The sequence below is a fragment of the Paenibacillus terrisolis genome, assembly GCF_056171975.1.
The window spans coordinates 116,005-129,396 of the sequence record NZ_JBKFGG010000016.1 but is presented as its reverse complement, the minus strand read 5'-3'; the positions used below and the strand labels follow the sequence as shown (position 1 = coordinate 129,396).

General features: G+C 56.2%; 6 protein-coding genes. 3 read left to right on the top strand and 3 right to left on the bottom strand.

The features are described 5' to 3' along the window. Window positions 1-8 precede the first annotated feature (8 nt). Window positions 9-1,124, bottom strand: coding sequence for a GntR family transcriptional regulator (locus tag ACI48K_RS15175; protein ID WP_475028453.1), 1,116 nt, complete (start codon window positions 1,122-1,124; stop codon window positions 9-11). Between the two features lie 109 nt (window positions 1,125-1,233). Continuing rightward, window positions 1,234-2,937, bottom strand: coding sequence for a CocE/NonD family hydrolase (locus ACI48K_RS15170; protein WP_475028452.1), 1,704 nt, complete (start codon window positions 2,935-2,937; stop codon window positions 1,234-1,236). 201 nt (window positions 2,938-3,138) lie between these two features. Between ACI48K_RS15170 and ACI48K_RS15165 the strand changes: the two genes are divergently transcribed. Genes ACI48K_RS15165 through ACI48K_RS15155 form a run of 3 tightly spaced genes read left to right on the top strand, consistent with a single transcriptional unit; the run spans window position 3,139 to window position 11,058 of the window. Beyond that, window positions 3,139-6,255 carry an alpha-mannosidase gene (locus ACI48K_RS15165; protein ID WP_475028451.1) on the top strand — a complete coding sequence of 1,039 codons (3,117 nt, stop codon included), beginning with the start codon at window positions 3,139-3,141 and terminating at the stop codon, window positions 6,253-6,255. A 23-nt stretch (window positions 6,256-6,278) separates the two neighbouring features. Continuing rightward, on the top strand, window positions 6,279-8,933 hold the full coding sequence (locus tag ACI48K_RS15160; RefSeq protein ID WP_475028450.1) for a glycoside hydrolase family 3 C-terminal domain-containing protein: 2,655 nt from the start codon (window positions 6,279-6,281) through the stop codon (window positions 8,931-8,933). Then, on the top strand, window positions 8,926-11,058 hold the full coding sequence (locus ACI48K_RS15155) for a glycoside hydrolase family 3 C-terminal domain-containing protein (protein WP_475028449.1): 2,133 nt from the start codon (window positions 8,926-8,928) through the stop codon (window positions 11,056-11,058). Before ACI48K_RS15160 ends, ACI48K_RS15155 begins: the two co-directional genes overlap by 8 nt. 640 nt (window positions 11,059-11,698) lie before the next feature. Here ACI48K_RS15155 and ACI48K_RS15150 read toward each other — a convergent pair. Then, the gene (locus tag ACI48K_RS15150; protein ID WP_475028448.1) at window positions 11,699-13,369 is read right to left on the bottom strand and encodes a cellulase family glycosylhydrolase; all 1,671 of its coding nucleotides are present in this window, start codon (window positions 13,367-13,369) and stop codon (window positions 11,699-11,701) included. Between the last annotated feature and the right edge of the window lie 23 nt (window positions 13,370-13,392).

Below are 13,392 nucleotides of genomic sequence, written 5' to 3'. Positions count from 1 at the left end.
TTTCATGTTCAGCTCGCCGCAGGCCCGGTCGAGGCCCTTGGAACAAGATGGACGGGGATTGTTTTGGATACGGGTTTGGCGTCTTCGCTTAGAATGAGCTCGGCAATCGTTTCTCCGATCGCGGCAAAATTTTGATCCACCGTCGTAATTTGCGCGCTGCCGGTAACCGCCCATTCAATATTGTCGAATCCGGTGATGTTCATTTGGCCGGGAACCGAAAGGGACAGACTCAGGCAGCACATATAAACGTTAAAAGCTACCTCGTCGTTTTCGCATTCGATCGCCGTTACCCCGGCCTTATAGAGACTATTGATGATATGTTTGAGCATATGATGGTCGGTATCGATGTTTATTTTTACGAAATCGGGGTTGATGTCAAGATGACGATCCTTCATGCACTTCACAAAGCCTTGGTAACGGTCGGATAAGCTGGTTACTTCAAGCGTGGAAAACCGGGATATATAGGCGATGCTACGGTGTCCATAGTCGATCAAGTGGTTGGTCAGCATGTAGCTTCCGCCGAAATTATCGCAGACGACATTACTTAAGTAGCTTATCTCATGCGGCTTATCCAGAATGATGACGCGTTTGCCTTCGTCCGTGAACATTTTCAGAAGATCAAGATACATTTCCTTGCCGGTAGGATACCAGATCAACGTGTCTATATCCTGAGCATGGAGGTGAAGCAGCAGATTCCTCATCTTTTGTTCGTCTTGCTCGCAAATGTGAATGGCCAAATGGTAATCCATGCTTTCAAGCCGTCTGGCGGCGGCTTCGACGATGCGGAACATCCCTCCTTGGTGGATAGAGAACGGGAGAATCAAAGGAATGGTTCTCCCTGTTGTCCCTGAATCCTTTGGGCCGGACTCATTCTGAGGATTCGGCTCTCCGGCGGCGGGAAGGCGGCGGACAAAGCTTCCCACCCCGCGTTTGCGGTAAAGGATGCCTTCCTTCTCCAGGTCGTCGATCGCCCTTTTGGAGGTGATGCGGCTGACGCCGTATTGCTCCGACAGGCTCTTCTCCGTGCAGATCGGCTCCTCGTACGAGAATTGGCGCTGCTTGATGCGCGCAAGGATATCGTCTTTTATGGTTTGATATAACAATTTGGGCGGGTTGTTCGGCATATTTATCTCCGGTTCTTGGTATTGAAAGGTCTTTTTAATACATAACGACACATATTTGTCATATATCATAGTGTAGCAGACCTTTGAAACATGTCAATGTTCCCGGAGTTCAGTCCGCATGGCTTGCCGGAGCAGGAAGTTCTATGCAGGCTTGGCAAGCTCCGCCCCAAACCAGAGTTTGAACGGCAGGTTGCGTGGTTTGATGCATAGCCCAGTTTCCCGCCATGTTGGGGTGAACATGATACGCCGGAAAGTTTGATGAGGAAATATCCAAACGGATGCGTGAGCCCTTTTTGATCGTCCAGGCGATGGGCCATAGCTCAAGCGCAATCTCCTTAAGGTTGCCCGGCGAATACGGGAGCGCTGAGGCCGAACCGCTGCGGTAGGCTAGCGTGGTGATGCCGTCGGCTATGTTAAAGGTGCGGCCGTCCGGCTGCGCCTCGCTGATTTTTACCGTGAAGGAGGTATCCTCCGCTGTTGATTTCACCTGCAGCACCGAACGGATCGAACCGGCCAGACGGATATCCTCTTCCAGCGGAGCGGACAGGAAGCTAATGACATCGGGCCGGTAATTCGGCTCCGGCTGCAGCGCGCACGCCGTCCGGGGTTCTCCGGGAGCTTCGCCGAAAGACGACAGCAGTCCGCCGCCCCCGACGGTGATCACCGGATCGAGTGGGTCGTAAACGTAGGATGCGGAATGATCTTTAGGGTCCGGGGTTTCGCAGAGTTCTCCGTTTCCGTGAAGGTAGTAAGTGCGGCTTATCCCGACAGGCGGCCAGGATTTCCGGCTTTCCCAGCGGTCCTCCCCGATAACGTAAGTCTTTATAACACCCACTTCCTCTTCGTACGGAATATGCTTAAGCGTATGGTCAAACCATCCCAGCACCTCGCGAAAACCTCCGTTCCCGCCGTTTGCGGTTCCGTTCGGGAACTCGCGGTCGCCGTGAGGCGCAAGCGAATGCACCCAAGGGCCGATAATAAAACGGCTGCGCCCCCGAATTTCTTCCGGGATCCGCCGATAGGTCAAGACCATATTTTCCAGCGCAATATCGAACCATCCCCCAACCATGCAGATCGGAACAGTCAGCCGGGAAGGAATCTTGCGTACTTCGTCCCAAAATCCCTGCTGCCAAAACGGATCACCGGCACCGGGATTCATCAGGAATGCGCGGTACCAATCGAGCTCTTTTCCCAAAAGGGCTCGGTCCATTTCAATAGGCGGCCGGAATTCGCGCGCCTGTCTTTCGAGGTCCTGAGGAGGTCGCCCCCCAAGATCGGCCGCGGCGTTCGTGACCGACCAGGTCGTGAAGATGTCCGGACGGAACATGCCGTCCATGTACATAAACCGGTGCTGTTCGGTGCCCATAACCGAGACATAAAGGGTTTTCACCTCGGGAGGCAGACTGTTCGCCATAACCCATTGGCATAATCCCAAATAAGAGCCGCCGTATAGGCCGATGTTCCCGTCGCACCAAGGCTGAGTGATGATCCAGTCCAGCGTGTCCAGGCCGTCCCGCTTCTCATTGACGAACGGCTCCCAGACCCCGCCGGAGGAACCGCGGCCGCGGCATTCCTGAACAACGACGTTATAACCGTATTCGGACAAAAGCACAACCTCGGGGTCGGGCTGAAATCCCCCGTCCACATAAGGATTGCGCACCAAGATTACCGGGGCGGGGCGGCTGTCCTCCGTTAGCCACAAATGGGTCATTAACCGCACACCGTCCGTCATCTCGACCCCAATATCACGCCGTTCTCCCGCCGCACAGCGCGGGGCGGGGAAATCTCTTTCTTTTCCGTATTTTAGCGACAAATTCAACGCCTCCCGAAATCTCATTCACGAACAGGGTGAACCTTAGGTATTGCCTCTTCATCCTAGATTAGTATATCAAATAAAATTTGCGTTGCAATTTGATCGATGCGATGAAATAATATGATATATCAAATAGGCAAGTAGAACAAATAAGTTGAATAAAGTTGAACTATTCCATTTTATTGGCGGGAGGCATCATTCATGTTGAACGAGAAACAGATCGAGCGCATGCTCGGCAAACTGACGCGGTTCGAAACGACGCTGGAGCCCTTTTTGTTCCGCGCGATCGGACAAGTAACGATGAGCAAATTTCACACCGACCGGCAGTGGCATACCATTCCGGAGGACAGCCGGTTTGAGGAATGCCGGCCGGGAGACCGTTACCGGGGGGAGGGCACCTACTGCTGGTTTAAAGGAACCTATCATGTGCCGCCGGAGCATGACGGGAAAACCCTGTACATCATGCCGAAGATCGAGGGCTACGAAGCGATGCTGTGGGTGGATGGGAAGCCCTTCGGCACCTTTGCGAGCAAAATCGTCGTCACGGGCCACGGCAATCATTACTGCGACATGCTGAAGCAAAACGCCGGAACGGACGAACCGATCGAGATTGCGCTTGAATATTATGCCGGGCACTACGTCAAGGGCTGCATGCCGTTTGAAGAAATCGGGATGAGAAGCTTTGATTACGAATACGGCGGCGTGGACATTTGCCTGATGAACGAAGAGGTCACCGATTTCTATTTTGATTTGAAAACGCTAAACCAACTGGCGGCCTCGCTGGACGGAAACAGCTTCCGCCGCGCTTCCGTCGTGAACGTGCTTATGGAAGCGCATAAAATTCTCTATTATTCGCCGGATGCGGTCGATTCGGATACCTTTTACGCCGCGTTGCGCCAGGCAGCGCCGCTGCTAAAGGAGGCCCTGCGGGCGACCAATTCCGCCTCCGCCCCTTTTGCCGGGCTGATCGGGCATTCGCATATGGATACGGCCTGGCTGTGGCATCGCGACGAGACGATCAAGAAGTGCGCGCGCACGTATTCGAACCAGATCAATCTGATGCAGCGGTATCCGGAATATAAGTTTATCCAGAGCTCGGCTTACCATACGGAAATGATCCGCAAGCATTACCCCGCTTTGTTCGAGGACATCAAACAAAAGGTGAAAGAAGGCCGTTACGAACCCAACGGCGGCGTATGGGTGGAATGCGATTGCAACCTGACCTCGGGCGAATCGATGATCCGCCAGTTCCTGTGGGGACAGCGGTATACGCGGGAGCATTTCGATTTTACGTCGAACGTGTTCTGGCTCCCGGACACCTTCGGCTACAGCGCGGCGATTCCGCAAATCATGAAAGGCTGCGGCGTGGATTATTTCCTGACGACCAAGCTGAGCTGGAACGATACGACCGAGTTCCCTTATGAAACCTTTTACTGGAAAGGAATCGACGGAACGCAGGTGCTCACCCATTTCAACAGATCACATGTTTGGCCGGATGCGGCGAACCTGATCGATCTCGTGGTGGACGGCAAGCACAGCCGGGACCCGATTCGAGAGAAAACGGTGAACAATATGCGGCTGGTCTCCTACGGATTTGGCGACGGCGGCGGCGGTCCGCAGTTCGAAATGATCGAAATGACCCGCCGGATCAAGGATCTGGAAGGCGTTCCGCGCTCCGCTCATGTGACGGTAGGGGAATTCATGCGGAAGCTGGAGGAGTCGGTGGTCCATCCGTCGACGCATACGGGCGAGCTGTACTTGCAGCTTCACCGCGGCACGCTGACGAACCAGCATAACATCAAGCGCAACAACCGCAAAGCGGAAATTTTGCTGCGCAATCTGGAATACATTACCGTCAATGAAGCGGTCAAAGCGGGCCGTATTGCTTCGAGCGAAGGCATTCGCCCGCTGATGGAGACGCTGCTCGTCAATCAGTTCCACGACACGCTGCCGGGCACCAGCATTCCGAAGGCGCATGACCAATGCATTGAAGAAATGACGGCCCTGCTCGAAACCGGCGGCAAGCTGCTTCAGGAGCGCATATCTTCCCGCCCGGCGGAAGGCCGGGTGACCGTCGTGAATCCATTGTCTTTCGACCGGAAGGATACGGTATATCTGCCCGTGGACGGCGAAGGAGACTGGAGGGTTGAGGGCGCTTATGCGCAGCAGTTGTTCGAGGATCTCCATGGAAACCGGGTCCTGGCGGTATCCGGCCTGACGATTCCCGCCTTCTCCTCGGTATCTTTGAAGCTGACGAAAGGAAAGCCGGAAGGAGCTTCGGTTTTTGCCTATGCCGGAGACACGCTGGAGACGCCGTTTGCGAAAGTAACGTTTGACGAAAACGGCTTCATGTCCTCCTTCGTGGACAAAAGAAACGGCCGCGAGCTGCGCGGCGCCGGACTTCCGCTGAACTCGTTCCTGATGGCGGAAGATGTTCCGCAAGCCTGGGACAATTGGGATATCGACGCCGATATCGAACTCAAGCTGGCTCCTTCCGCCAAGCTGCTGTCCCGGAGTGTCGTTTGTGACGGCGCGGCAGAGTTCCGCATCCGCAGCGAATACCGCATTTCACCGCGGTCGGTCGTGCGGCAGGATATGATCTTTTACGCCGACAGCCCCGAAGTGCGGTTTGAAACGGTGATGGATTGGCAGGATGAGCACCGGTTGCTGAAAACGGCGTTCAGCACCTCCATCCATACGGACTTTGTCCGCCAGGAGGTTCAGTTCGGCTATCTTCGCCGCCCGACGACCCGGAACACCAATGAAGAGAAAGCGATGTTCGAGGTAGTTAACCATAAGTACAGCGATCTTTCGGAGAATCGCTACGGCATTGCTCTGCTGAACGATTGCAAATACGGGATTTCCGTTCAGGACGGAGAAATGCGGCTGACGCTGCACAAAGGCGGCATGCGGCCCGACTTCCGCGGCGACAAAGGCGTACATGAATGCACGTATTCGTTTTATCCTCACGATGAAGGGTTTGGCGCGGGCTCGGTCATCCGTCCGGCTTACGAACTCAATTACCCGCATCTGCTCGTCCAGGGCGAGAGCGAGGTCGATCCTATTGCTCGTATTGAAGCGGAGAACGTGATCATCGAGACGGTGAAGCCTTGCGAGGACGCCGAACGTGCATTTATCCTGCGCCTGTATGAAGCCGAGGGAACCTATACGCGGACGAAGTTGTCTCTCGGTGGCGGCGCCAAGGCCGAGCAAATCACCAACATGCTGGAGGAGGCCCTGGAGCTGCTGGGCGGAACAAGCGAGGCCGAATTGGTCTTCCGTCCTTTTGAAATCAAGACCGTAAAAGTTTCGTATTGAACAGAGAGGAAGGAACTCAATATATGAAACCGCAGGCAGAAGCATACCGGAATCCGGATTTGCCGGCCGATAAACGGGCGGAGGATCTTCTTGCCCGAATGACGCTGGAGGAAAAAGTCGCCCAAATGGACATGATCCGCGGCGTGGAACTGGCCACCAAGGTGCATGAGGCGCATTTTTGCGCCGTAGCGGAAGATTCCGATTTTCATTGGGACAAAGTGGAGGCGAGCATCGGCCAAACCGGCATGGGGTTTGTGCATGATGTATACTCCTCTCCCGAAGTGCTGAACAAGCTGCAGAAATATTTTGTGGAAAAAACGCGGCTTGGTATCCCCTGCCTGTTCACCGGGGAAGCGCTGCATGGCATCAATTATCCGGGGGCAACGGTATTTCCGATGCCGATCAACATGGGGGCGACGTTTCATCCGGAGCTGGTGGAGAAAATCGGGCATGCGATCGCCGCCGAAACCCGCAGTCTCGGGATCGCGGAAATCCTGGCCCCGAACCTCGACCTGGCGCGGGAACCGCGTTGGGGGCGGGTGGAGGAAACCTTCGGGGAGGACACCTTCCTGTCCTCCGCCATGGCTTACGCGATCATTACCGGGGAGCAGGGTGCGGATATTTCCGCGCCCGACGCGGTTGCCGCCGAGCCGAAGCACTACTGCGTGCACGGGATTCCCGAAGGGGGCACGAACTGTTCTTCGGCCCGCGTCGGCTTGCGCGAGGTGGAAACCAGCTACTTGCCGGTGTTCGAGGCCGGCATCCGAAAAGCGGGCGCGTATAACGCCATGGCTTCCTACAACAACATCGATGGCGAAACGGTCATCTCCTCCGAGCATTATTTGCGCGAGGTGCTGAAGGAACGTTACGGCCTGAAGGGTTATGTCCGCGCCGACTTCGGAGCGGTCAACCGCCTGAAGACGCAGCATTTCATGACCGTGGACAGTAAGGACAGCATCGAGATGGCGGTGAACGCCGGGCTCGACGTACAGGGCTTCGATTTCCCGAACCGTTACTGGCAGGACACGCTGATCCGTCTTGCCCAGGAAGGCCGGATTTCGCAGGACGTCATCGACGAAGCCGTATCCCGCATTCTCCGGGTGAAGTTTGAATTGGGTCTGTTCGAGCGCCCTTATACGGATGAAGGCCGTTACCGGGAGATCATCCGGTGCGACGAGCATAAGACGCTGTCTTATCAAGCCGCCCGGGAATCGATTGTATTGTTGAAAAACGAAGGAGTCCTGCCGCTGCCCAAAACCGGCGGAACCATTGCGCTGATCGGACCAAGCTCAGGCCATCAGCGGATCGGCAGCTATTCCTCGGTGCCGTACGGGTACACGGTAAATTCCATTTACGAGGAAATGGTCAAAGCCGTTCCGGGAACGGTCGTCCGGCAGAGTGACGGCTGTGGAATCACCGAATACGACATCGATCCGGTTCCGGACTCCTGGTATGCGGACGGAGTAACGCTGACTTATTACAATAACGGTCAATTTGCCGGAGAACCGGTCGGGCAGGACCACGCGAAGCGCATCAATTTTAACTGGATCTTGGCCAAACCGCACCGCGACCTTGATTTCGTGGGTTATTCGGTGCGCATGACCGGGAAGCTGAAGGTGAACACGCGGGATTTCGGTGACAGCGAGCGGTTTACGGGCCGTTTGGTGTTTACCTCGGGCGACAGCGTGCGGGTGAAGGTGGACGGCGTGACGGTGATCGAAAGCTTCGGTGCGGACAAAATGCGGATTCCGGAATGTGAGTTTACTTTTGTGGATGGCGCCGAGCACGATCTTGAGGTCGAATTTGTGTGCGATGTGAACGGCAACCAATTATCTCTTTGCCTGGACAGCCGCACCGGCCGTTTGGAGGAAGCGGTCAAGCTGGCGGAAGAATGCGATACGATCGTGCTTGTCTGCGGGGACGACAAGATGACGAGCGGCGAAGGGATGGACCGTACCGATCTGCGCCTTTACGGCCGGCAACGTGAGCTGGTTGAACGGATTTGCGCACTTGGAAAACGGACTGTACTGGTGCTGGAAAACGGCAAACCGGTGGATCTCAGTTATGAAAACGGGAATACAGACGCGATTGTCGCGGCCTGGTTCGGCGGGGAATTCGGGGCTAAAGCGATCATGGACGTGCTGTTCGGGGACGTTAGTCCGTCCGGCAAACTGCCGATTTCCTTTCCGCGCAGCGTAGGCCATATTCCATGCTACTACACGCTGCTTCCGGGGGGCAGCAATGAATATCTGGAAGGAACGCGCCAAGCGCTGTTCCCGTTCGGCCACGGGCTGAGCTATGCCTCGTTCGAGTATGCCAACCTGCGGATCGAGGCGCTTGGCGGCGAGCCCTACGGCTGCCGCGCGCTGTTCGAGGTTAAGAATTCCGGCTCCGTTCCGGCGGACGAGGTGGCCCAGCTATACATCCGGGATGTGAAGAGTTCGATCGTCACCCCGATGAAGCAGCTTCAAGGCTTCAAACGAATATCTCTCGCCCCGGGCCAAACGGCGACCGTGGAAATAACCTTAGGCTTCGACAGCTTCAAGCTGTTGAACAAGAGATGGGAATGGGTCGTCGAAGAGGGAGAGTTTGAGATTATGGCGGGAAGCTCCAGCGAGGATATCCGTCTGAAGCAAAGCGTATGGATCGATGAAAACGGGGGAGTCGCAAATGGATAAACCGATATATTTAGACCCGGAATATACCGCGGAAGAACGGGCGAAAGATCTTGTCGGGCGGATGACCCTTGAGGAAAAGGCGGCGCAGCTTCTGCATCATTCCCCGGCCATTGAACGGCTGGGCGTGCCCGAGTACAATTGGTGGAACGAGAGTCTGCACGGCGTGGCCCGTGCCGGAACGGCCACGGTGTTCCCCCAGGCCATCGCGCTTGCCGCCATTTTTGACGAGGACTACTTGCGGGACATCGCCGATATCATCTCGACGGAGGCCAGGGCTAAATATAATGAAAGCCTGCGGCAAAACGACCGCGATATTTATAAGGGGCTGACGTTCTGGGCGCCAAACATTAATATTTTTCGCGATCCCCGGTGGGGCAGAGGACAGGAAACCTATGGAGAATGCCCTTACCTTACGGAGCGCTTGGGTGTGGCGTACATCAAAGGGCTGCAGGGAGAAGGCGAGCATTTGAAAGTGGCCGCCTGCGCCAAGCATTTCGCCGTGCATAGCGGTCCGGAGAAAGGGCGGCACGAATTTAACGCCGTTGTCTCCAATAAAGATTTGTACGAAACGTATCTCCCGGCCTTTGAGGCCTGCGTTCGGGAGGCTGGGGTTGAAAGTGTGATGGGCGCGTACAATCGGGTGAACGGGGAGCCGTGCTGCGGCAGCCGGACTTTGCTGGAAGAAATTTTACGGGGGGATTGGGGCTTCCAGGGGCATGTCGTATCGGATTGCGGGGCAATTTGCGATTTCCACAACCATCACAAAGTGACGGGGACTGCGGCGGAATCGGCGGCGCTGGCGCTCAAAAACGGCTGCGACGTCAACTGCGGCAATACGTATCTTCATCTCATGGAGGCCTATCGCGAAGGCATGATTACCGAGGAGGAAATCTCGCGTTCGGCGGAACGGCTTATGCGCACGCGCATCCGCCTCGGCGTTTTTGATGAGTCCACCGAATACGACATGATTCCATATGAGGTGAACGACAGCCGGGCACATCGGGACAAATCGCTGGAGGCGGCCCGCAAATCGATGGTTTTGCTCAAAAACGACGGGCTGCTCCCGCTTGATAAGACGAAAATCGGTTCCATCGCCGTGATCGGCCCGAATGCGGATAGCCAAAAAATGCTCAAAGCGAATTATTTTGGCACGGCATCGAAGTATACGACGATTCTCGAAGGGATTCACGAGGCGGTCTCGCCGGAGACCCGTGTTTATTATTCGGAGGGCTGCCATATGGCCCGCAGCACGGTTGAGGACGGCGCCAAGCCCGGCGACAGGATCTCGGAGGCCGTAGCGATGGCGGCGCGGTCCGACGTCGTCATTCTTTGCCTTGGCATGGACGCCGATTTCGAGGGCGAGGAAGGCGACGCGAACAACCCTTACGCCAGTGGAGACAAGGCCGACTTACGCTTGCCCGGTATTCAGCATCAGTTGCTGGAGCAGGTCGTCGCCGCAGGTAAACCGACCGTGCTGGTGCTCGGAACGGGCAGCGCTTTGGCCGTTGAATGGGCCGACAGGAACTGCGGCGCGATCCTGAACGCCTGGTATCCCGGAAGCCTGGGCGGAACGGCGGTTTGCGACATTCTCTTCGGTCATTGCTCGCCGGGCGGGAAGCTGCCTGTTACGTTTTATCGGAGCACGGGCGATTTACCGGACTTCACCGATTACCGAATGGAGGGGCGGACTTACCGTTACATGAAAGCTGACAGTTTGTATCCTTTCGGTTACGGCCTAACTTATTCGCAAGCGGTGTTGTCGGACTTGAAGGCGCCGGAAGAAATCGCCGAAGGGGGGGATTGCCGTGTCAGCGTAACGATCACTAACACCGGGGCGTTTCCGGTGGAAGAAGTCGTGCAGCTTTACGTCAAGGACCTGGAATCCCCGTTCGCGGTCCTCAACCACAGCCTCGCCGGTTTCAAACGGGTAGAGCTTCCGGCGGGTGCGAGCAGAACGGTGGAACTGCGGGTTCGGCCGGCTTCGATGCAGGCCGTATTGGACTGCGGCGAACGGAGACTGGACAGCCGCCGGTTTAAAGGCTACGTCGGCACTTGCCAGCCGGATAAGCGGAGCGTTGAACTGACGGGTTCCGCCCCTCTGGAATTCGAATGGAGCATCCGGTAAGGCGGCAGGTGAACGCGAGTATATTAAAAAGGCGCGGCTGAATCCCGATCCTTGAGTCAGGATCGGAAATTCAGTTGCGCCTTTTTGCCAATTACATGCCGGCTGGTGCCAATTTAGATGGAAATCCTCATGTTAATCACGAGGATTTCAGGCCTTCCGGGAGAATAACAGGAAAAACTCCATTTAATTTCTGCCTAAATGGCTTTGAAAGCAATAAATCCAATAATTAGTTGGAGCTTTTCCCGTTAATTAGGCCAAATTGTCATTGCAGCGCAAATTAACGGGAGCATTTCCAGCTAATACTCCGCTCCACGCCAGAGTCGAGGGCAATGGCCACGGCAAATCACTTCCGCTCCACGCTAGAGGTGAAGGTAAACGTAGCGGCCTGGCGCTTCCGCTCCACGCCAGAGTCGAGGGCAATGGCCGCGGCAAATCACTTCCGCTCCACGCTAGAGATGAAGGTACTCGCCATTCGCTCCACACCAGAGGTGACGGTAAACGTAGCGGCCTATCACATCCCTCAACCGCCAAGGTAAGGTACTCGCTGCGGCCTCGCTCCTCGTTTCACCCCAGAGGCAACGGTCACCGTTGCCGCGACGATAGATCACGACAGCCCCGCCCCTCTGCCGGGCTATTCATGTTATCGCGGCAATTCCGCCACGGACAGCCATTGAAGCTGAACGGGATGGGCCGCGGCCTTCAGTACGATCCGGTGCTCACCGGCCTGGAGCGGAAAGGGCTGCGCCAACGCGGCCTTCTCCCATTTCCCGGCGCGTTCCGGGGTGACACTGCCGGTGTTGTCACCGTTGATTTCCACGGTAACGCTAGCGCCAGCGGAATGTTCGGCCAGCAGGGATAGCGAAAGACTGTATTCCTTTGCCCCCGACGCAGCAAGCCCACTTTCCTCCGAATTTACCGTGAAATCGTACGCCAGCCACTCTCCGGGCTCCAACCGAACGCAAAGCCAATCTTCCGCGGCCCATGTTTGCCCGCCGTGATGCCGGAAGCTGACCTTTTTCCCGGGTTCCTCCGCCACGAAGCGGATTTCCGTCCCGTCCGACGCCCGGTAATCGATATCGCCTCGGGAACGCCGCTCCCGAATGCCGAAACCGTCTCCTTCCCCGCCAAAGCCGTAAAAGACGGCAGGAATCCGAACCGAAGCCGCTCTAAACAAGGCGCGGACAACCTCCGGATGGTACTCGCAGCGATCCAGAGGGAGATTGCTGAGATATTCCCGCAAGATGCGTTCGGCCTTAGCGGCATCCGGCTTCTCCCCGCCTTCCAAATAAGCGGTTAGCATGTGCCAATCCTCCGGCATTCGAATCGAGAAGGGGGAATTAACCGTTTTCATCTTTTTCCAGGTCCAGAAGTTCCATGAAATCCGCAGTTCTTCGTATAAGCGAAAGGCCCCAACGTACCAATCGAGATTGTTCTCGCCGCCTTCGCCCATAAAGATCGGCACATTCCATTCGTCTCGCTTGTCGAGATAGGCCTGGATGCTCTCCTGATCGGGATTGCTCCAGTATTTATGGAACTGCAGCATCAGCCGGTCGTCGTCGATCTTCTCGTCGAAGATGGACCAGTCCGTCGCCCAGTGCACGCCTTCAAGGATGATCAAGTGCTGGGAATCCACCTCCCGAATGGCCTTCACGATCTCCTTGTAAAGCGGCATGACCCGCTCGTAATAACCGGAGAACCACTCCGGCAGCGGCTCGTTGAGCAGGTCGTATCCGGCGATGATCCATTCGTCCTTGTACCGGTCCGCCAGCATCCGCCAGAGCTCGATCGTTTGCTCCCGGTAAGCTTCGTTCGTAAACAGCTCCGGCAAGTCATTTTCCGAATCGTCGATATTTGCTCCGGTCTGTCCGCCGGGGGCTCCGTGCAGATCGAGGATGACGTACAGCCGATGATCGCGGCACCAGCCGATGACCCGGTCGATCAGTTTCAGGCCGGCCTCGCTGTAGCGCAGCGGATCGGTGCCGGCGATAAGCACCCTGGAATTGATCGGGACACGAACGGAGTTGAAGCCTTCTGCGGCCATTTGGCGAATATCGGCTTCGGCAATGTAGCGTTCGAAATAAGTCTCCCAGAACTCCGCGGCTTTCTCGTTTCCGATGAGCTCCGCAACCATTTTTTCCATGCGGCGGGGCCGGTCTCCCTGCTCCGGAAAACGCCACATATAACCTTCCGGCAGCAGCCAACTGCCTAGTCCCACACCACGCAGCAGGATTTCGTTTCCGTCTCCGTTCAGGAGCCGGGAACCTTCGGCATGCAGCCAGCCGCTAACCTCCGGGTCGATCGATTGCTTCAAATGAAACACTCTCCCTGTAACCG